An 18,885-nucleotide genomic window follows, 5' to 3' on the forward strand; every position below is an offset into this window, starting at 1 on the left:
CGCCTCCTCCAGCATAGCGACTTTGTTTTAAGGAATCGCTCGCGGCCTTGTGCCATCAGGATGGACGGCTGGGCGCGCCAGGCGTTCCTGCCGTCCGGTGGCTCAGGCCAGGGCTTTCCAGGGCGTCAGGCCATGGACCAGGCGCGCCTGTTCGGCCACCCCGGCGAGATCGCCATGGGCGCTCAGCGGCGCCAGCTTGCCCAGCTCGCCATACAGTCGATCGGCTTCGGGCAGGTCCAGGGCGCCCCGCGCCAGGTGCAGCCAGACCTGCATCCGCTCCAGACGGGGCAGCTGCTGCTGGATCAACTCGGGTTCGGTAATGGCGCGCAGCAGCGGCAGTTCGGCCGCCTCCTGGGCCAGCAGGCGCGGCAGCCATTGGCCCAGGGGCGTCACGCCCTGGCGCTCGCCGCGGCCGGTACGCCCCTGGATCCAGGCGCGCTCATGCAGCCAGCGCGCCGCACGCAGGGAGAACAGGCCCCAGCGTGGTTGGTCCAGCTCGGCGGCGAAGCGCTGCGGCGCCTGGCGGCGGGCCTCTTCGTCGTCCTGGCCGATGGCCGCCAGCGGGCGCCAGTCGGCGAGCAGGTCATCGAGGGCCTGGCGCAGCTCGCGGCTGGTGGCACGCGGCGCGGCCTGGCCGAGACTGCCGAGCAAGGCGCGCAGATCGATCAGCTGGTGCACCCAGTCCACCAGCAGGCGCCAGTGGCCATTCCAGCGATACTGTTCGGCCAGGCGTTGACTGCCGGCCAGCAGGTGCCAGCCCAGGCGCGCGACGGCTTCGTCCAGCGGCGTCTCGGCGTCCAGTTCCGGCGCGGACAGATAGAGGGTGTAGCTGGCCGCATCGTGCAGGCGATAGCCGCGCTCGGCCTTGCTGATGTCGCACGGCATCAACGGGAATTCGGCCGCCAGTTGCTCGGCCAGCTCCAGCAACGCCGCCGGTTCGCCCTGGCGCAATTCCAGCTCGACCTCGGCGATGGCCTCGCGCTGCTCGCCCGCGCGCACCTCGCCCTGGTCCAGGGCCACCTCGATCACGGTACGGGTCTTGCCCCGGCCCCAGGCGATTTCCGCGGCGTCGCGGACGAAATCGGTATCGAACACCGGCTGCAGGCGGCGCAGGTCGAGGTCGGCCAGCTCCGCCGGCCAGCAGCTGTCGTCGAACAGCGCAGTATCCAGGGTGGCATCGGCCAGCGGCCACTCCCACTCGTTGCGCTCGGACAGCCCGGCCAGGCTCTGGCCCCGGCTCTTGAGCGTCTGGATGAAGCGCTCGCCATCACGCCGCACGCGCAGGGCGACCTTGGCATGGGCCAGGTCGCGGGTATCGGTGTCGTAATAGCAGTTGGAGAGTTCGTGGCGCTGCCAGCCTTCCTTGCAGCGCTTTTTCAGCAGCGGATGAGCGCGCAGGGCGTCAAGGGTGGCCGCACTGGCGCGCAGCTTGATTTCGGTTTCTTTGGCCATTGGAAGATCCTGGCGCCGGAAGAGAACGGTCCGGCTCCGTGCCGAGCGCGTCATGACGACGGACGGCGAGAACGTGGCCGCTAGTTTAGCCGGTCCGCGTCGCCAAGGCCCATGAAGGTTTCATCGCACGGCGGATGGCGCCATGATGGAGCCGTGACCAGGAGACCCCGCATGACCCTGCCCGCGCTGAAAGCTCTGTTCTCAACCCTCATCGCCGAAAGCTCGGTGAGCTGCACCCAGCCGGCGCTGGACCAGTCCAACGCCGGTGTCATCGCTCGCCTGAGCGACTGGTTCGGCGCCCTGGGCTTCGCCTGCGCGACCCAGGAGGTGGCGCCGGGCAAGTTCAACCTGATCGCCACCCTGGGCAGCGGGCCGGGTGGTCTGGTGCTGGCCGGCCATACCGATACCATGCCCTATGACGAGGCGCTCTGGCAGGCCGATCCCCTGCGTCTGCGCGAAGCCGACGATCGCTGGTACGGCCTGGGCAGTTGCGACATGAAGGGCTTCTTCGCGCTGATCCTCGAAGCGGTGCGCGAACTGGATCCGCGCCAGTTGCGCCAGCCGCTGATCGTGCTCGCCACCTGCGACGAGGAATCCTCCATGGACGGCGCCCGGGTGCTGGCCGAGGCCGGCCGCCCGCTGGGCCGCGCCGCTGTGATCGGCGAGCCGACCGGGCTGCGGCCGATCCGCCTGCACAAGGGCATCCTCATGGAGCGCATCGACATCCTCGGGCAGAGCGGCCATTCCTCCGATCCGAGTCTGGGCCACAGCGCCCTGGAGGCCATGCAGGCGGTGATGGGCGAGCTGCTCGACCTGCGCGCCCAGTGGCAGCGCGAATACCGCAATCCGCTGTTCCTGGTGCCCCAGCCGACCCTCAACCTGGGCTGCATCCATGGCGGCGACAACCCCAATCGCATCTGCGGCCAGTGCGCCCTGGAATTCGACCTGCGCCCGCTGCCGGGCATGCAGCCCGAAGTCCTGCGCCAGGCCATCCGCGGACGCCTGCTGCCCGTCGCCGAGCGCTTCGGGGTACGCATCGACTACCAGCCACTGTTTCCCGCCGTGCCGCCCTTCGAGCAGCCGGCCGACGCCGAGCTGGTGCGCCTGGCCGAGCGCCTCACCGGCCACGCCGCCGACGCCGTGGCCTTCGCCACCGAGGCGCCCTATCTGCAGGCGATCGCCCAGGAGGTGCTGGTCCTCGGCCCCGGCGACATCGGCTGCGCGCACCAGCCCGAGGAGCACCTGGCGCTGGCGCGGATCGCACCTACCGTCAAGCTGCTGCAGCAACTGATCGGCCACTACTGCCTGGAGCAGGCGGCGGTCGCCCGATGAACAGATCCGCGCGCTTGGCGTGACTTTTTGTAAACTCCAGGCGGTCTACTGACCCTGCCCATCCGCTCCCTGTCGAGGAACCTCCGTGCTGCGACGACGCTGAACGCCCTGCCTGCCCTCGTTCACCCTCACGCCTATCCACCAAGGGTCTTCGTCTCGATGCACGACTACGTCAACTGGCTCCGCCACGCCTCGCCCTATATCAATGCCCACCGCGACGCCACCTTCGTCGTCATGCTGCCCGGTGACGGCGTCGCCCACCCCAACTTCGGCAACATCGTCCACGACCTGGTACTGCTGCACAGCCTGGGCGTGCGCCTGGTGCTGGTGCACGGCTCCCGTCCGCAGATCGAATCGCGCCTGGCCGCCCGTGGCATCGAGCCGCGCTTCTACAACGACCTGCGCATCACCGACGGCCCGACCCTGGAAGCGGTGATCGATGCCGTCGGCAGCCTGCGCAGCGCCATCGAGGCGCGGCTGTCCATGGACATGGCCGCCTCGCCCATGCAGGGCTCGCGGCTGAGGGTCGCCAGTGGCAACCTGGTCACCGCGCGCCCGGTGGGGGTGCAGGACGGCGTCGACTTCCACCATACCGGCGAAGTCCGCCGCATCGACCGCCGCGGCATTGGTCGCCTGCTCGACGAGCGCACCATCGTGCTGCTCTCGCCGCTGGGCTATTCCCCCACCGGCGAGACCTTCAACCTGGCCTGCGAAGACGTCGCCATGCGCGCCGCCATCGACCTGGGCGCCGACAAGCTGGTGCTCTACGGCGCCGAGCCAGGCCTGCTGGACGAGCACGGTGCCCTGATCCGCGAGATCGGCCCGCAGCAGATCCCCACCCATCTGGCGCGCCTGGGCAGCTCCTACCAGGCCGAGTTGCTCGACGCCGCCGCCCAGGCCACCCGTGGCGGTGTTCGCCGCTGCCACATCGTCGGCTACGCCGAGGACGGCGCCCTGCTCACCGAACTCTTCACCCGCGCCGGCAGCGGCACCCTGGTGGCCCAGGAACCCTTCGAGACCCTGCGCGAAGCGACCATCGCCGACGTCGGCGGCCTGATGGAGCTGATTCGCCCGCTGGAAGAGCAGGGCATCCTGGTGCGCCGCTCCCGCGAGGTGCTGGAGCGCGAGATCGAGCAATTCAGCATCGTCGAACGCGAAGGCCTGATCATCGCCTGCGCGGCGCTCTATCCCATCGCCGACTCGGCGGCGGGCGAGCTGGCTTGCCTCGCGGTCAATCCCGACTACCGCCACGGCGGCCGCGGCGACGCCCTGCTGGCACGCATCGAACAACGCGCCCGTGAGCGCGGCCTCGGCACCCTGTTCGTGCTCACCACCAAGACCGCCCATTGGTTCCGCGAACGCGGCTTCGAACCCAGCAGCGTGGAGCGGCTCCCTGCGGCGCGGGCCTCGCTGTACAACTTCCAGCGCAATTCGAAGATCTTCGAGAAGGGCTTGTAAGAGCGCGCGCTCGTAGGTTGGGCTGAGACGGCTCTATCGTCGAAGCCCAACGTTCTGGCTGGCTTCTGGCTGATTACCGAGCTTTCAGATGGTTTTTGTTTCGCCCCCTCGGGCGAGTCACTTTTGCCAGTCGCGGCAAAAGTAACCAAAAACGCTTGCCCCGACCATCCGGCCTTCCGCTTCGCTCCAGGTCCGCTCACCCCAGCGCCGTTCCGGGGTCGGCCTACACGGGCCGTCCATGGCCCGTTAGGCCTCTCGCCGCATCCATGCGGCTCGACCCACTCCACGACACTGGCGTTCGCCCTCCTGAACGGGGCGGTTCGCTAGCCTGAAAGTGTTGGTTGAAGAGCCATAACCGTCCGTAGTGTGGACAACGGCGAAGCCTTGTCCACTGATAGCGTCGGTACCCACCAATGGAAAACGCTGCGCGGTTTTCCACGCTACAAAGGTGTAAGCACCAAGCCTCAGGCTAGCGCCCCGCCCCGTCAGTGAGGCCGAGTGTAGGTGTTGCGGAGGGGGATGCGAGGCAGGACGCCGAGCAAGGCGCGAGGGGCAGGATGCCCCTTCGTGCCGTGCCCTTGGAGCGGCACCGGAGCGAGGGGACCCGCAACGCAGCGGAGGGCCGAAACGTGGGGCAAGCGTTTTTGCTTACTTTTTTCGCGTTTGAAAAAAGTGAGTCGCCCGGGTGGGCGAAACAAGATCCACCAGCAGAACACGATAATCAGCTAGGGCACCAACAAACTCTTTGGCACCGCAACGTTGGGCTTCGACGATGGAGCCGTCTCAACCCAACCTACCTGCCTACACCCCGATCGTCGCCAGAATACTCGCCTGATAGGCCGCCACGAAGGTATCGAAATCCCCCTGGGGCGCCGCCTCGATCTCCGCCTGCTCGTCCAGCGACTGGCGCGCCATCTGGGCATAGCACGCCTGCTCGCCTTCGCTCAGCGGATGGCTGGCGAAATAGGCCGCATGAGCCTCGCTCTGGCGCAGGCCGAAGTCGGCAAAGCTCTCGCCGCGTTCGCGCAGCTCCTGCAGCATCCGCGCCGAGGGGGTGAGGCGGACGTCGGCGACCTTCTGCCGCTGTGCCGCCACCGCCTGCCGGTGGGCGTCACCGCCCAGGCTGGCGTCCAGGGTCTCGGCGCAGCGCTCGATCTGGTCGAGCATCTCCGCCGCCCAGTCGATCATGGTCACCGAGGCGCCATGGCGCTGCAGGCGCAGACCCGGCTTGCGGCCTTCGCGCACCACGCTGGCGAAGTTGTCGGTGCATTCGCTGCACTCGCCGTTGAGCGGCGGGCTGCCTTCCAGGGCGCAATAGAGCAGGAAGGCGTCGAGGAAGAGGGCGGTGGTGGTATCGATGCCCAGCGGCAGGAAGGGATCGATGTCCAGGCAGCGCACCTCGATGTACTGCACGCCACGCGCCATCAGCGCCTGCACCGGCCGCTCGCCGCTGCGGGTGACGCGCTTCGGGCGGATGGTGGCGTAGTACTCGTTCTCGATCTGCAGGATGTTGGTGTTGAGCTGCACCCACTCGCCGTTCTGGTGCGTGCCGATTTCCGCATAGGGCGGGTAGGGCGTGCCCACCGCGCATCTCAGGCTCTCGGTGTAGGTGGTCAGGTCGTTGTAGTCCGGCGTCAGGCTGGCCTGGGCGTTGCTCTGGTAGCCCAGGTCGCTCATGCGCAGGCTGGTGGCATGGGGCAGGTACAGAGTCCGCTCGTCGAGGGTCTGCAGCTGGTGCGGCCGGCCGCGCAGGAACCCCACGTCCAGTGCCGGCGAGGCGCCGAACAGGTACATCAGCAGCCAGCTATAACGGCGGAAGTTGCGGATCAGGGCAATGTAGCGCGCCGACTGGTAGTCGCGGGCGTCGCGGGCGTCACCTTCCTGCTGGCGCAGGCGCTCCCAAGCCGCTTCCGGCAGCGAGAAATTGTAGTGGATGCCGGCGATGCACTGCATGGTGCGGCTGTAGCGCAGGGCCAGACCACGGCGATAGACGTGCTTGAGCCGGCCGATGTTGGAGCTGCCGTAGTCGGCGATGGGGATCTCGTCCTCGGCCGGCAGCGCGCAGGGCATGGATCCGCTCCAGAGGCGCTCGCCATCGAGTTCGGCGACCGCGGCGCGATGCACCCGATCCAGGGCGGCCAGCACCTCGGGGGTGCGGGTACCGGTGGGGGTGATGAATTCCAGCAGGGCCTCGGAGTAGTCCGTGGTGATCTGCGGATGGGTCAGGGCCGAGCCCAGCGCCTGCGGATGGGGGCGCCGGGACAACTGGCCACGGGCGTCCACCCGCAGGGTCTCGCGCTCGATACCGTGCAGGCATTCGGCCAGAAGAGTGGGGTCAGCGCCGAGCAGAGCCAGGCGGCGGGACAGGATATCGCTCAAGTTGACTTCCTTTGGCGGTACTCGCCCCGGGCAGGGTAGAAGAAACCGACTGAAATGAGGGTTGCCGGCCAGGGCCGACGCGGGGGCAGCAGTCACTGCTGCGGTCCGGGTTCAAGCCTCAGACCGCAACCCGCTCAGTTGTCTCCCAGCGTAGCTCAGGCAGCGGCAAAGGGCGATATGCGCCGCTTCGCTGCCGCCCGGGCTGGCCGGTCACAGACAGGCGAAGGTCGCCTGGGCCAGGGCGATCAGCTTGTCGCCTTGATGCACCTGGGCTTCCAGCACATGGGTCTTGCGACCCGGGTGGATCACCCGGGCGCGGCAGACCAGCTCGCCTTCGCTGACGCCACGCACGTAGTTGACCTTGCACTCCAGGGTCACACTACCGGGCTGGCCGTCGAACAGGCTGTGGCTGGCCTGGCCCAGGGCGGTGTCGATCAGCGAGAAGATGGCACCGCCGTGCAGCTTGCCATGCAGGTTGATGAGCCTGTCCTGCACGCTCATGCGCACCTCGGACTCGCCGGCCTCGGCTTTGTGGATGGTCATGCCCAGCAGGGTGCTGAAGGCGCTATCCTTGCCTACGGGAGAACCGCTCATGCCTATTTCCTCAGTTGCTTGGCGTTGGCGAACAGCGACGCCATGGCATTGTTGGCCGGCGCGGCCTGGGTCTGACGCGGGGCGCTCTTGTCGGCGCGAGGCTTGCCGCCGTTGCCGCGGGCCTGGCCGCCGGGCTTGCCGTCGACCTTCTCACCGGGGGTGTCGCCCATGCGCATGGACAGCCCCACGCGATTGCGCGGCACGTCCACTTCCATCACCTTGACCTTGACGATGTCACCCGCCTTGACCACCTCGTAGGGGTCCTTGACGAACTTCTCCGACAGGGCGCTGATGTGCACCAGGCCATCCTGGTGCACGCCGATGTCGACGAAGGCACCGAAGTTGGTGACGTTGGTGATGACGCCCTCCAGCACCATGCCCGGCTTGAGGTCGGAGAGTTTCTCCACGCCGTCCTGGAACACCGCGGTCTTGAATTCCGGACGTGGATCGCGACCCGGCTTGTCCAGTTCCTGGAGGATGTCGGTCACCGTCGGCAGGCCAAAGCTCTCGTCGGTGAATTTCTTCGGATCCAGGCGCTTGAGAAAGGCCGAGTCGCCGATCAGCGAGCGGATGTCGCGGCCGGTGTCGGCGGCGATGCGCTGCACCAGCGGATAGGTCTCCGGGTGCACCGCCGAGGCGTCCAGCGGATTGGCGCCGCTCATGACGCGCAGGAAGCCGGCGGCCTGCTCGAAGGTCTTCTCGCCCAGCCGCGGCACCTTCTTCAGCGCCTCGCGGGTGGCGAAGGCGCCGTTGGCGTCGCGGAATTGCACGATGTTCTGCGCCAGGGTGGCGTTGAGGCCGGAAATCCGCGCCAGCAGGGCGGCGGAGGCGGTATTCACGTCCACGCCAACGGCATTCACGCAGTCTTCCACCACGGCGTCCAGGCTGCGTGCCAGCTTGAGCTGGGAGACGTCGTGCTGGTACTGGCCGACGCCGATGGACTTGGGTTCGATCTTCACCAGCTCGGCCAGCGGATCCTGCAGGCGGCGGGCGATGGACACGGCGCCGCGCAGGGAGACGTCCAGCTCGGGGAATTCCCGGGCGGCCAGTTCCGAGGCGGAGTACACCGAGGCGCCGGCTTCGCTGACCATCACCTTGGTCAGGCCCAGGCCCGGGTACTTGCTGATCAGTTCGCCGGCCAGCTTGTCGCTCTCGCGGCTGGCGGTGCCGTTGCCGATGGCGATCAGGTCCACGCCGTGCTTGGTGCAGAGCACGCCGAGGGTGGCCAGGGTCTGGTCCCACTGATTGCGCGGCGCATGGGGATAGACGGTGTCGGTGGCCAGCAGCTTGCCGGTGGCATCCACCACGGCGACCTTGCACCCGGTGCGCAGACCCGGGTCCAGCGCCAGGGTGGTGCGCGGACCGGCCGGCGCGGCCAGCAGCAGGTCGTGCAGATTGCGGGCAAAGACCGCGATGGCCTCTTCCTCGGCCTTTTCGCGCAGCTCGCCGAGCAGATCGGTTTCCAGGGAGGTATAGAGCTTGACCTTCCAGGTCCAGCGCACCACCTCGGCCAGCCACCTGTCCGCGGCGCGACCTTCGTTCTTCAGGCCGAAATGCGCGGCGATCAGCCCTTCGCAGGGATGGGCGATGCCTGGGCCTTCGTCGCCGAGCTTGAGCGCGGCGCTGAGGATGCCCTCGTTGCGTCCGCGGAAGATCGCCAGGGCACGGTGGGACGGAACGGCCCGGAAGGCTTCGTCATGCTCGAAGTAATCGCTGAACTTGGCGCCTTCGGTCTCCTTGCCGGGCACCAGGCGCGCGCTGAGGATGGCGTCCTGCTGCAGGACGCCGCGCAGCCGCGCCAGCAGGTCGGCATCTTCGGCGAAGCGCTCCATGAGGATGTACTTGGCGCCTTCCAGGGCGGCCTTGACGTCCGCCACGCCCTTGTCCGCGTCGACATAGGCGGCCGCCTCGGACTCGGGATTCAGGGTCGGATCGCCCAACAGCGCTTCGGCCAGCGGACCGAGGCCGGCCTCCAGGGCGATCTGGCCCTTGGTGCGGCGCTTCTGCTTGTAGGGCAGATAGAGGTCCTCCAGCCGCGTCTTGGTATCGGCCAGATTGATCTCGCGCGCCAGTTCGGCGGTCAGCTTGCCCTGTTCCTCGATGCTGGCCAGCACCGCACCGCGGCGTTCTTCCAGCTCGCGCAGATAGCGCAGTCGCTCTTCGAGATGACGCAGCTGGGTGTCGTCCAGGCTGCCGGTGACTTCCTTGCGGTAACGGGCGATGAAGGGCACGGTCGACCCTTCGTCGAGCAGCGCCACGGCGGCGGCGACCTGTTGCGGGCGGGCGCCGAGCTCCTCGGCGATACGGCTATTGATATCCATCGGGCTACCTGGCTGGCACAAGAAAAAGCGGGCCGCAGTATACCCGAGCCCACCGGGCCGCCGCTTCCTGCGCCACCACCACCGCCCGCGGTGGGGCAAAATCTGCTAACAATGGCCCAACGCCGCGGTCGGATGGCCTACGGCATAATCCAGTGCTAGATCACAAGGAGATATTATGAGCACCCCTGCTGCCCCAGAAGGTGAAAAGATCCTGGTCGTCGATGACGACGCCCGGCTGCGCCGCCTCTTGGAGCGTTTTCTAGCCGAACAGGGTTATCGCGTACGCACCGTCGAGAGCGCCGAACAGATGGACCGCCTGTTGGCGCGGGAAGTCTTCAATCTGGTCGTTCTCGATCTGATGATGCCTGGCGAAGACGGCCTGTCCGCCTGCGGTCGGCTGCGTGAGAGCGGCAATCGCATTCCCATCATCATGCTGACCGCCAAGGGCGACGAAGGCAGCCGCATCCAGGGCCTCGACCAGGGTGCCGACGACTATCTGGCCAAGCCCTTCAACCCGCTGGAGCTGGTGGCCCGCATCAAGGCCGTGCTGCGTCGCCAGGCCCCGGTGGTACCTGGCGCCCCCGCCGGGACCGACGAGGTGGTGACCTTTGGTGACTACGCCCTGCACCTGGCCACCCGCGAACTCAAGCGTGGCGAAGAGACCCACATGCTCACCACCGGCGAATTCGCCGTGCTCAAGGCGCTGGTCGATCACGCCCGCGAGCCGCTGACCCGCGACAAGCTGATGAATCTGGCCCGCGGTCGCGAATGGGATGCATTGGAGCGCTCCATCGACGTCCAGATTTCGCGGCTGCGCCGGATGATCGAGCCCGATCCGTCCAAGCCGCGCTATATCCAGACCGTCTGGGGCGTGGGTTACGTCTTCGTGCCGGACGGCGCCGGCAAGTAAGGCAGGTAGCCGGGGCATTGCGCCCCGGCTAGGGGGTGGCTCAGGCGAACAAGCCTTGATGCACGCCCACCAGCAGAAAGATCCCCAGTAGCGCGCGATAGATGATGAAGGGCCAGGTCGAGAAGCGTTCCAGAAAACGCATCAGGCCCCAGATCGCGGCAAAGGCCGACAGGCTCGCCACTAACAATCCCACCAGCAGCAGCGACCAGGCCTCGGTCGGGATGTGCGCGTGCCAGAGCACCACCAGCTCCTTGAGTCCCGCCAGGGCGATGGCCGGCAGGCCCAGCAGGAAGGAAAAGCGTGCGGCTTCCTCGCGACGCAGATTGAGGAACATGGCGGCGGTCAGGGTCGAGCCCGAGCGGGACACGCCCGGAATCAGCGCGCCGACCTGGGCGATCCCCACGATCAGGGCATCGCGCAGGCGCATCTGCGAGATGTCTCTGTTATGCCGGCAGAGCCGCTCCGCCAGGGCCAGCAGGGCGGCCATGGCCAGACAGGCATAGCCGATGACGCTGAGGCCGCGCAGGGGCGAGTCGCAGGCGTTGAGCAGGGGCGCCAGCAAGAGTCCGGCGATGCAGATGGGAATGGTCGCCAGCACGATCATCACTGCCAGCAGGAAGTCCGGGCTGTCGAAGTCGCGCTGGCGCACCGCGGCGAGGCTGCCCCGGGTCACACCGCTGACATCGCGCCAGAAGTAGCTGATCACCGCGGCCAGGGCCGCCATCTGCATGGCGGCGGAAAAGGCCGAGCCGGGATCGCGCCAGCCGAGCAGCGCGGGGACCACCCGCATGTGCGCCGTGGACGAAATGGGAAGCAGCTCGGTGATACCCTGCACCACGCCGAGAAAGGCGATCTGCGCATAGCTGAGCGAGGCGAAGCCGATGTCCAGGCCGGTCTGGCAGATGTCGGACACGAGAGAACTCCAGGTCGAAGGGAAAAAATGGACGAGCAAATGTATCCGAATGTTTCCATGTCGGGTTGCCTATCTGAACCCTGCAACCCCAGAGGTTGTGATGGCTTTCGCGCCGTTTTGCGCGGAAATCCTGGTCGATGAAGGCGCCTAGCTGGTTTCCCCAGAGTTTCTTCGCCCGCTCGCTGTGGATGGTCCTGCTCGCGGTGCTGTTTTCCAAGGCGCTGACCCTGGTCTATCTGCTGCTCAACGAGGACGTCCTGGTCGATCGCCAGTACAGCCATGGCGCGGCCCTGACGCTCAGGGCCTACTGGGCCACCCCGGAAGCCGAGCGGCCGCGCATCGCCCAGGCCGCCGGCCTGCGCTACGAGTCGCCCGAGACCGTACCGGCCGGGGAGTACCACTGGCCCTACAGCGAGATCTTCGAGCGCCAGATGAAACAGGAGCTGGGCGAGGAGACCGAGGTGCGGGTGCGGGTCCAGCACGGGCCAGCGCTCTGGGTGCTGGCGCCCACCCTTGGGCCGGACTGGATCAAGATCCCGCTGATGGCTCACCCCCTGCGCGGTCAGCACATTTGGAGCGTACTCGGCTGGTTCCTGGCCATCGGCCTGCTGTCCGTCGGCGCCGCCTGGGTCTTCGTGCGGCAGCTCAACCAGCCCTTGCGGCGCCTGGTGAATGCCGCGCGCGAGCTGGGCAAGGGTCGTAGCGTACGGCTGCCGGAAACCGATGCCCCCAGCGAGATCCAGGACGTCTACCACGCCTTCAACCAGATGGCCGAAGACGTCGAGCAGGCCGGTCGCGAGCGCGAGCTGATGCTGGCCGGCGTCTCCCACGACCTGCGCACGCCCCTGACTCGCCTGCGGCTGGCGGTGGAGCTGATGCCGCCGGCCGAGCGCGAAGAGGCGGAGGACATGATCCGCGACATCGAGGACATGAACGCCATCCTCGACCAGTTCCTCGCCTTCGTCCGTGACGGTCGCGACGAACCTCAGGAACTCACCAACCTCAACGAGCTGGCTCGCCAGGTGGTGGCGCCCTACAACCAGCACACGGAGCGGGTGCGGCTGATGCTGGACGTCCTGCCGCCGCTGCCGGTGCGACGCATCTCCTTCAAGCGGCTGCTGACCAACCTGGTGGAAAACGCCCTGCGCCATGGCGGCGGTGGCGGTATCGAGGTGGTCGGGCAGGTCGCGGGATCGGCCACGGCGCCCTATGTCGCCCTGAGCGTCATGGATCGTGGTCCCGGCATCGATCCCAAGGACCTGCAGGACATCTTCAATCCCTTCACCCGAGGCAATCGCGCCCGCACCGTCAGCGGTTCCGGGCTGGGCCTGGCCATCGTCAAGCGCATCGCCGCGCAGCACGGCGGCAGCGCCGAGCTGCGCAATCGCGAAGGCGGCGGCGTGGAAGCCCGGGTGCTATTGCCCCTGGGCCTGCTGCTCCCCCGCAGCGCCAGCTGATCTTTCGGCCATGGTGGAGCTACACCTGAGCCTGTAGGAGCAACTGTCTTAGCGCGGCCATGGGCAGCTCCTACGGTTACGCTGGAGACTGTAGGAGCGGCCCATGGCCGCGATAACGCGAACGCCCAAACCACCCCTGGAGCAAATGCCTCAACCCTTGCCCTTGGTCCGCGTCAGCCCCGGCTCGGCGTTCTTTTCCAGGTACTCGATGATGATTCCGGCCACGTCCTTGCCGGTGGTCTGCTCGATGCCTTCCAGGCCGGGCGAGGAATTGACCTCCATCACCAGCGGGCCGTGATTGGATCTGAGGATATCCACCCCGGCCACGCTCAGGCCCATGGCTCGGGCCGCACGCAGGGCGGTCATGCGTTCCTCGGGGGTGATCTTGATCAGGCTGGCGGTACCGCCGCGATGCAAATTGGAGCGGAATTCCCCGGGCGCGGCCTGGCGTTTCATCGCGGCGATCACCTTGTCGCCGACCACGAAGCAGCGAATGTCCGCGCCGCCCGCCTCGCGGATGTATTCCTGCACCATGATGTTCTGCTTGAGCCCCATGAAGGCCTCGATCACCGATTCGGCTGCCTTCTCGGTCTCGCACAGCACCACCCCGATGCCCTGGGTGCCTTCCAGCACCTTGATCACCAGCGGCGCGCCATTGACCATCCGGATCAGGTCCGGCACGTCGTCCGGAGAATGGGCGAAGCCCGTCACCGGCAGACCGATGCCCTTGCGCGAGAGCAGCTGCAGGGAGCGCAACTTGTCGCGCGAACGGCTGATGGCCACGCTCTCGTTGAGCGGAAAGACCCCTTGCATCTCGAACTGGCGCAGCACCGCGCAGCCATAGAAGGTCACCGAGGCACCGATGCGCGGGATGACTGCGTCGAAGCCTTCCAACGGTTTGCCGCGGTAATGGATCTGTGGCTTGTGGCTGGCGATGTTCATGTACGCGCGCAAGGTGTCGACCACGACCACCTCATGGCCGCGGCTGACGCCGGCTTCGACCAGGCGCCGGGTGGAGTACAGATTGGGGTTACGCGAGAGAACGGCGATTTTCATGGGGCACCGGAGGCCGGAGTAAGGGACAACTGGGGTTTGTCTTGCGCATAGGAGACGGCCGGATTCACCAGCAGGCCACCATCGATCAAGGCCTTGGAGCCGAGCAGCATGCGATAGCGCATGCTCTTGCGACAGGCTAGGGTGAATTCCACCGGCCACTGGCATTCGCCCAGGGCCAGCAGGGTACGGATGACATATCGGGTTTGGGCGATGCCGTTGGAACTGCGGATGGTCTTTTTCGCCACCAGCGGCGCTTCGCAATGGCGATGCCGGGATTGGACCAGGGTGCCCAGGTGCACGGTGAATCTCACCCAGCGTTCCTTGCCGCGCATGAAGGGCTGGACTTCCGTCGCATGCAGGGCCGAGGTGCTGGCGCCGGTATCGATCTTGGCTCTCAGGCCCACCACGCCCAGTTCGGGCAAGGCCACCCACTCACTCAGGCCGATAATGACCGGTTCGGCGGAATTGCTCATCGCTGCTCCTTGAAATCAGTGGCCTCCGCCTAAATGTTGCGGATCAACGAGCTGCTTGAAGGCTGGTTTGGCGAACAGATACCCCTGCATCAGCTCGATCCCGAGGTCGCGCAGGCAATCGCGTTCGGCCACGGTCTCCACGCCCTCGGCGATTACCTGGGTGCCCAGTTCGCGGCACATGACGATCAGGTTGCGCACGATGGTCCGCCGCACCTGGTCCCGGTCGATGTCGCGGATGAGCGCCATGTCGAGCTTGACCAGGTCTGGTTGGAATTCGGCCAGCAGCGTCAGGCCGGAATGACCGGCACCGAAGTCGTCGATGGCGGTCTTGAAGCCGAATTGCTGATACTCGCGCAGGATGTGCGTCAGGTGGTTGCTGGCCACGTGCTCGGTTTCCACCGTCTCGAAGATCAGCCGCTCCAGCGGAAAGCCGTGCTCACGCGCGGCGGCCAGGGTGCTGCGGATGCACAGCTCCGGACGATAGACGGCGTTGGGCAGGAAGTTGATCGACAGACTCTCCTGCAGGCCCAGGGTCGCCGCGGTGGCGATCGCCTTGGTGCGGCAGAGCTGGTCGAAACGATAGCGGTTACTGTCGGTCACCTGGTTGAGCACCGACAGCGCGCCTTCGCCGCCCGGTCCGCGTACCAGCGCTTCCCGGGCGAAGACCGCGCCTTTGCCCAGGTCCACGATGGGCTGATAGGCGAAGTCGAAGTCGAAGCCCAGGGGTTCCGACTGCTGGCAACCCGCGCAGCGGGTCTGGCCGGTCAGGTCGGAAGGAAAGAATGTGGTCATGGCTCTCCAGAGGCGCGCTTGCAGCGTCGGTCCGATGGTTTAGAGTTCTTGAGAAGAGTCTAAGACCCAATAGGGGACCTTTTATTCGATGTATGCAGTAGATCACACTGAAGAACGGATGCGCCTCGACAAATGGCTGTGGGCGGCACGTTTTTTCAAGACCCGTGCGTTGGCCAAGGCAGCCCTCGAAGGCGGCAAGGTCCAGTGCCGTGGCGAGCGCTGCAAGCCCAGCAAGGAGCCCCGTGTCGGCGATGTTCTCACCATTCGTCAGGGCTATGACGAAAAGACCGTGGTGATCGTCGCCCTGTCGCAGAATCGCCGCGGTGCGCCTGAAGCCCAGCAGCTCTATACCGAGACGCCGGAAAGCCTCAAGGCGCGCGAACAGGCCGCAGCCGCGCGTAAGGCGGGCAACCTCGGGCTACAGACCGATGGCCGGCCCACCAAGAAGCAGCGTCGACAGATCCATCAGTTCCGCGAGTACGTCCACCCGTTCGACGACTGATCCCGTCTCGACTCGTCGGATCCCTTTCCTGGCCAGGTCCGCTCGCCGGTCCTGGCGTGCGCCGTGAGCGTCACGTTTCGCGGCCTTCCTCCTTATATAGGTAGTTCATGACTTCCCACGATTTCACCCAACGCTTCCTGTTCGACGAAACCGACGTCCGCGGCGAACTGGCCACGCTGGACCGCAGCTACGTCGAGGTCCTGGCCAAGCATTCCTACCCCGAGCCGGTCGCCCAGCTGCTGGGCGAGATGCTGGCGGCGGCTGCCCTGCTGTGCGGAACCCTCAAGTTCGAAGGGCTGCTGGTGCTCCAGGCACGCTCCAGCGGCCCCATCCCGCTGCTCATGGTCGAATGTTCCAGCGAACGTGAGGTGCGCGGCATCGCCCGCTACGAAGAAGCCGAGATCACCGCGTCCGCCTCCCTGGGCGAGCTCATGCCCGATGGCGTCCTGGCCCTGACCATCGATCCCCGGCATGGCCAGCGTTACCAGGGCATCGTCCCGCTGGAGGGCGCCAACCTGGCCGAATGCCTGTCCGGCTACTTCGCCACCTCCGAACAACTGCCCACTCGTTTCTGGCTGAACGCCGACGGTCGCCGCGCCCGCGGCCTGCTGCTCCAGCAGCTGCCGCCGTCGCGCATCAAGGATGCCCAGGCCCGTCAGGACAGTTGGGAGCATGTCGTCACCCTGGCCGATACCCTCACGGCCGAAGAGCTGCTGGGTCTCGACAACGAGGTGATCCTGCATCGCCTGTTCCACGAGGAAGCGGTGCGCCTGTTCGACGAGCAACCGGTGGCCTTCAGCTGCAGCTGCTCGCGTGATCGGGCGGCCAATGCCCTGATCAGCATGGGGCAGGCGGACGTCGAGAGTCTGCTCGACGAACAGCAGGGAGAAATTCGGGTCGATTGTCAGTTTTGCAATGAGCAGCAGGTGTTCGACGCCGCCGATATCACGCAGATTTTTGCGGGCGGCGGCACGCAAACCCCAGGAAATACCCGGCACTAGCCGTTGCAAAAGCCCGAAGGCTTTCTGGCATAATCCCGCAACGTGTAGTTCTGCCGTGTAAGAGCTACAAGCATGAGGAACGGCCCAGGGCCATGGGGAACGAAATGACGAAAGCCAACGTGTATACCGATATCAGCGTCGCGCAGTTAGTGGAAGAGTCCCTGCGACGTGGCGAAGGAGAGCTGGCCGCCAATGGCTCGCTGGTCGTCAAGACGGGGCATCGCACGGGGCGTTCGCCGGTAGATCGCTTCATCGTCGAGGAAGCCTCCACGCGCGATGCCATCCACTGGGGGCCGATCAACCGTGCCTTCCCGGAGGAGAAGTTCGCACCGCTGTGGGAGCGCGTTAGCGCCTACCTGGACGAGCGTGATCAATTCGTCTCCCACGTGCATGTAGGTGCCGATGTCGAGCACTACCTGCCCGTCGTCATGCGCACCCAGACCGCCTGGCACAATCTGTTCGGCCGCTGCCTGTTCATCAATCCGGCCGAATACAATCCCCAGTCCAAGCCGGCCTGGGAGATCATCAACGCGCCTGAGTTCGTCTGCGAGCCCGCGCGTGACGGCACCAATTCCGACGGTACCGTCATCATCAACTTCGCCGCTCGCAAGGTGCTGATCGCCGGCATGCGCTACGCCGGCGAGATGAAGAAGGCCATGTTCTCGGTGCAGAACTTCCTGCTGCCGGAAAAGGACGTGCTGCCGATGCACTGCGCGGCCAACGTAGGCGAGGAGGGTGACGTCACCCTGTTCTTCGGTCTGTCCGGTACCGGCAAGACCACCCTGTCCGCCGACCAGAGCCGCTACCTTATCGGTGACGACGAGCACGGCTGGGGCGTGGGCACCGTCTTCAACATGGAAGGTGGTTGCTACGCCAAGTGCATCGACCTGTCCGAGAAGAACGAGCCGGTGATCTGGAAGGCCATCCAGTTCGGCGCCGTGCTGGAGAACGTGGTTCTGGATCCCCAGACCCGTCAGCCCAACTATGCCGACGACAGCCTGACCCAGAACAGCCGGGCAGCCTATCCGCGCGAGCTGATCGACAAGCGCGCCGAGCACAACCTGGGTGGCGAGCCCAACGCGGTCATCTTCCTGACCTGCGACCTCACCGGTGTCCTGCCCCCGGTATCCATCCTTAATAATGAGCAGGCGGCCTACCACTTCCTGTCCGGCTACACCGCCCTGGTCGGCTCGACCGAGATGGGTTCCGGTCCCGGCATCAAGTCGACCTTCTCCACCTGCTTCGGCGCGCCCTTCTTCCCACGCCCGGCGGCTGAATACGCCGATCTGCTGATCAAGCGCATCCAGGGCTTCGGCTCCAAGGTGTACCTGGTCAACACCGGCTGGACCGGTGGCGGTTACGGCGTCGGCAAGCGCTTCAACATCCCGACTACCCGTGCGGTCATCGCGGCCATCCAGAGCGGTTCCCTCATCGGTACCGAGACCCGCCACGTGCCGGTCATCAACCTCGACGTCCCGGTCGCCGTTCCTGGCGTGGACAGCGTCCTGCTCAATCCTCGCGATACCTGGCAGGATGGTGCTGCCTATGACGCGGCGGCGCGCGAGCTGGCTGGCAAGTTCGTCGAGAACTTCAAGAAGTTCTCCGGCGTATCCGAAGGCATCCTGGCGGCCGGTCCCCAGCTGTAAGCAGGACGATTGCCTGTGAACAAGGGCCGCCGATAGGGCGGCCTTTGTTTTTTAAGCTTTTTTTGCGTTTTGGGGTTGCATGGTTCGTTGTGATTGCATAAACTGCGCCCGCTTTCGCTGATAACGCTAGCGAGCGACGCGAAAGCATTGATTGTTAAGGAGATTTTAAAAAGATCCTTGACAAGAGGAGGGCAGATGAAGAAAATGCCGCCTCACTTTGGAGGGGTTCCCGAGTGGCCAAAGGGATCAGACTGTAAATCTGACGTCGCAGACTTCGAAGGTTCGAATCCTTCCCCCTCCACCAGATTGCTAGAGCGCTTAGGCTCTGCGGGTATAGTTCAGTGGTAGAACCTCAGCCTTCCAAGCTGATGATGCGGGTTCGATTCCCGCTACCCGCTCCAGTTTGACTGGCAAATGTTTCGCTCATGTAGCTCAGTTGGTAGAGCACACCCTTGGTAAGGGTGAGGTCAGCGGTTCAAATCCGCTCATGAGCTCCATCTTAAAAAGGCAGATATGAAAATATCTGCCTTTGCTTTAATGGCGGCATTGCTTTGCTCAATTCGTGAAGGGAGAGAGTGTCGATGGCTAAAGAAAAGTTT

The 18,885-nt window shown here is 65.8% G+C and carries 15 protein-coding genes and 3 tRNA genes; 10 read left to right on the forward strand and 8 right to left on the reverse strand.

The window, feature by feature from the left end; translation table 11 throughout:
* Positions 1-102: 102 nt before the first annotated feature.
* Positions 103-1,452: an inorganic triphosphatase gene (locus C722_RS0105180; protein WP_017639493.1), complete on the reverse strand. Its 1,350-nt coding sequence runs from the start codon at positions 1,450-1,452 to the stop codon at positions 103-105.
* Between the two features lie 171 nt (positions 1,453-1,623).
* On the opposite strand from C722_RS0105180, the gene argE reads away from it, so the two are divergent.
* Both argE and argA read left to right on the forward strand, forming a co-directional pair.
* Positions 1,624-2,784 (forward strand): acetylornithine deacetylase, encoded by a 1,161-nt coding sequence (gene argE / locus C722_RS0105185; protein WP_017639494.1) that lies wholly within the window; start codon positions 1,624-1,626, stop codon positions 2,782-2,784.
* 159 nt (positions 2,785-2,943) lie between these two features.
* Positions 2,944-4,242, forward strand: a complete 1,299-nt coding sequence (gene argA / locus C722_RS0105190) for an amino-acid N-acetyltransferase (RefSeq protein WP_017639495.1) — start codon at positions 2,944-2,946, stop codon at positions 4,240-4,242.
* Positions 4,243-5,043: 801 nt separating this feature from the next.
* Here argA and gshA read toward each other — a convergent pair.
* The 3 genes from gshA to C722_RS0105205 form a co-directional block, all read right to left on the reverse strand.
* Positions 5,044-6,621 carry a glutamate--cysteine ligase gene (gene gshA, locus C722_RS0105195; RefSeq protein WP_017639496.1) on the reverse strand — a complete coding sequence of 526 codons (1,578 nt, stop codon included), beginning with the start codon at positions 6,619-6,621 and terminating at the stop codon, positions 5,044-5,046.
* Between the two features lie 210 nt (positions 6,622-6,831).
* Complete coding sequence (locus C722_RS24630; protein WP_017639497.1) at positions 6,832-7,215, reverse strand: PaaI family thioesterase; 384 nt, start codon at positions 7,213-7,215, stop codon at positions 6,832-6,834.
* 2 nt (positions 7,216-7,217) lie between these two features.
* Positions 7,218-9,536 (reverse strand): Tex family protein, encoded by a 2,319-nt coding sequence (locus tag C722_RS0105205; RefSeq protein ID WP_017639498.1) that lies wholly within the window; start codon positions 9,534-9,536, stop codon positions 7,218-7,220.
* Between the two features lie 175 nt (positions 9,537-9,711).
* Here C722_RS0105205 and ompR point away from each other — a divergent pair, with 175 nt between their 5' ends.
* Positions 9,712-10,446: a two-component system response regulator OmpR gene (gene ompR, locus C722_RS0105210; RefSeq protein WP_007161260.1), complete on the forward strand. Its 735-nt coding sequence runs from the start codon at positions 9,712-9,714 to the stop codon at positions 10,444-10,446.
* A gap of 40 nt (positions 10,447-10,486) precedes the next feature.
* Here ompR and C722_RS0105215 read toward each other — a convergent pair whose 3' ends face one another.
* The gene (locus C722_RS0105215; RefSeq protein WP_017639499.1) at positions 10,487-11,359 is read right to left on the reverse strand and encodes an undecaprenyl-diphosphate phosphatase; all 873 of its coding nucleotides are present in this window, start codon (positions 11,357-11,359) and stop codon (positions 10,487-10,489) included.
* Positions 11,360-11,496: 137 nt separating this feature from the next.
* On the opposite strand from C722_RS0105215, the gene C722_RS0105220 reads away from it, so the two are divergent.
* The gene (locus C722_RS0105220; RefSeq protein WP_017639500.1) at positions 11,497-12,816 is read left to right on the forward strand and encodes an ATP-binding protein; all 1,320 of its coding nucleotides are present in this window, start codon (positions 11,497-11,499) and stop codon (positions 12,814-12,816) included.
* 150 nt (positions 12,817-12,966) lie between these two features.
* On the opposite strand, the gene rimK is transcribed toward C722_RS0105220, so the two are convergent.
* The 3 genes from rimK to C722_RS0105235 are packed head-to-tail and all read right to left on the reverse strand — an operon-like array spanning position 12,967 to position 15,137.
* Positions 12,967-13,872, reverse strand: coding sequence for a 30S ribosomal protein S6--L-glutamate ligase (rimK, locus tag C722_RS0105225; RefSeq protein ID WP_017639501.1), 906 nt, complete (start codon positions 13,870-13,872; stop codon positions 12,967-12,969).
* Complete coding sequence (locus C722_RS0105230) at positions 13,869-14,345, reverse strand: ATP-dependent zinc protease (protein ID WP_017639502.1); 477 nt, start codon at positions 14,343-14,345, stop codon at positions 13,869-13,871. The genes rimK and C722_RS0105230 overlap by 4 nt, the downstream gene beginning before the upstream one ends.
* 15 nt (positions 14,346-14,360) lie before the next feature.
* Positions 14,361-15,137, reverse strand: a complete 777-nt coding sequence (locus C722_RS0105235) for an EAL domain-containing protein (protein ID WP_017639503.1) — start codon at positions 15,135-15,137, stop codon at positions 14,361-14,363.
* Between the two features lie 118 nt (positions 15,138-15,255).
* Here C722_RS0105235 and C722_RS0105240 point away from each other — a divergent pair, with 118 nt between their 5' ends.
* The 6 genes from C722_RS0105240 (at position 15,256) to C722_RS0105265 (ending at position 18,783) form a co-directional block, all read left to right on the forward strand.
* Complete coding sequence (locus C722_RS0105240; RefSeq protein WP_007161254.1) at positions 15,256-15,639, forward strand: RNA-binding S4 domain-containing protein; 384 nt, start codon at positions 15,256-15,258, stop codon at positions 15,637-15,639.
* A gap of 107 nt (positions 15,640-15,746) precedes the next feature.
* Complete coding sequence (gene hslO / locus C722_RS0105245; protein ID WP_017639504.1) at positions 15,747-16,640, forward strand: Hsp33 family molecular chaperone HslO; 894 nt, start codon at positions 15,747-15,749, stop codon at positions 16,638-16,640.
* A 104-nt stretch (positions 16,641-16,744) separates the two neighbouring features.
* Positions 16,745-18,286 (forward strand): phosphoenolpyruvate carboxykinase, encoded by a 1,542-nt coding sequence (locus C722_RS0105250; protein WP_017639505.1) that lies wholly within the window; start codon positions 16,745-16,747, stop codon positions 18,284-18,286.
* Between the two features lie 219 nt (positions 18,287-18,505).
* Positions 18,506-18,590 (forward strand) — tRNA-Tyr (locus C722_RS0105255).
* Between the two features lie 23 nt (positions 18,591-18,613).
* A tRNA-Gly gene (locus tag C722_RS0105260) sits at positions 18,614-18,687 on the forward strand.
* Positions 18,688-18,707: 20 nt separating this feature from the next.
* A tRNA-Thr gene (locus C722_RS0105265) sits at positions 18,708-18,783 on the forward strand.
* Positions 18,784-18,885: the final 102 nt, after the last annotated feature.

Source organism: Pseudomonas sp. 313 (genome assembly GCF_000316965.1).
GTDB lineage: Bacteria > Pseudomonadota > Gammaproteobacteria > Pseudomonadales > Pseudomonadaceae > Chryseomonas > Chryseomonas benzopyrenica.

Coding starts and splice junctions, on each gene's coding strand:
- C722_RS0105180 (WP_017639493.1), bottom strand. CDS start 1,452: ATGGCCAAAGAAACCGAAATCAAGCTGCGCGCCAGTGCGGCCACCCTT.
- argE (WP_017639494.1), top strand. CDS start 1,624: ATGACCCTGCCCGCGCTGAAAGCTCTGTTCTCAACCCTCATCGCCGAA.
- argA (WP_017639495.1), top strand. CDS start 2,944: ATGCACGACTACGTCAACTGGCTCCGCCACGCCTCGCCCTATATCAAT.
- C722_RS24630 (WP_017639497.1), bottom strand. CDS start 7,215: ATGAGCGGTTCTCCCGTAGGCAAGGATAGCGCCTTCAGCACCCTGCTG.
- C722_RS0105205 (WP_017639498.1), bottom strand. CDS start 9,536: ATGGATATCAATAGCCGTATCGCCGAGGAGCTCGGCGCCCGCCCGCAA.
- ompR (WP_007161260.1), top strand. CDS start 9,712: ATGAGCACCCCTGCTGCCCCAGAAGGTGAAAAGATCCTGGTCGTCGAT.
- C722_RS0105220 (WP_017639500.1), top strand. CDS start 11,497: ATGAAGGCGCCTAGCTGGTTTCCCCAGAGTTTCTTCGCCCGCTCGCTG.
- rimK (WP_017639501.1), bottom strand. CDS start 13,872: ATGAAAATCGCCGTTCTCTCGCGTAACCCCAATCTGTACTCCACCCGG.
- C722_RS0105230 (WP_017639502.1), bottom strand. CDS start 14,345: ATGAGCAATTCCGCCGAACCGGTCATTATCGGCCTGAGTGAGTGGGTG.
- C722_RS0105235 (WP_017639503.1), bottom strand. CDS start 15,137: ATGACCACATTCTTTCCTTCCGACCTGACCGGCCAGACCCGCTGCGCG.
- C722_RS0105240 (WP_007161254.1), top strand. CDS start 15,256: ATGCGCCTCGACAAATGGCTGTGGGCGGCACGTTTTTTCAAGACCCGT.
- hslO (WP_017639504.1), top strand. CDS start 15,747: ATGACTTCCCACGATTTCACCCAACGCTTCCTGTTCGACGAAACCGAC.
- C722_RS0105250 (WP_017639505.1), top strand. CDS start 16,745: ATGACGAAAGCCAACGTGTATACCGATATCAGCGTCGCGCAGTTAGTG.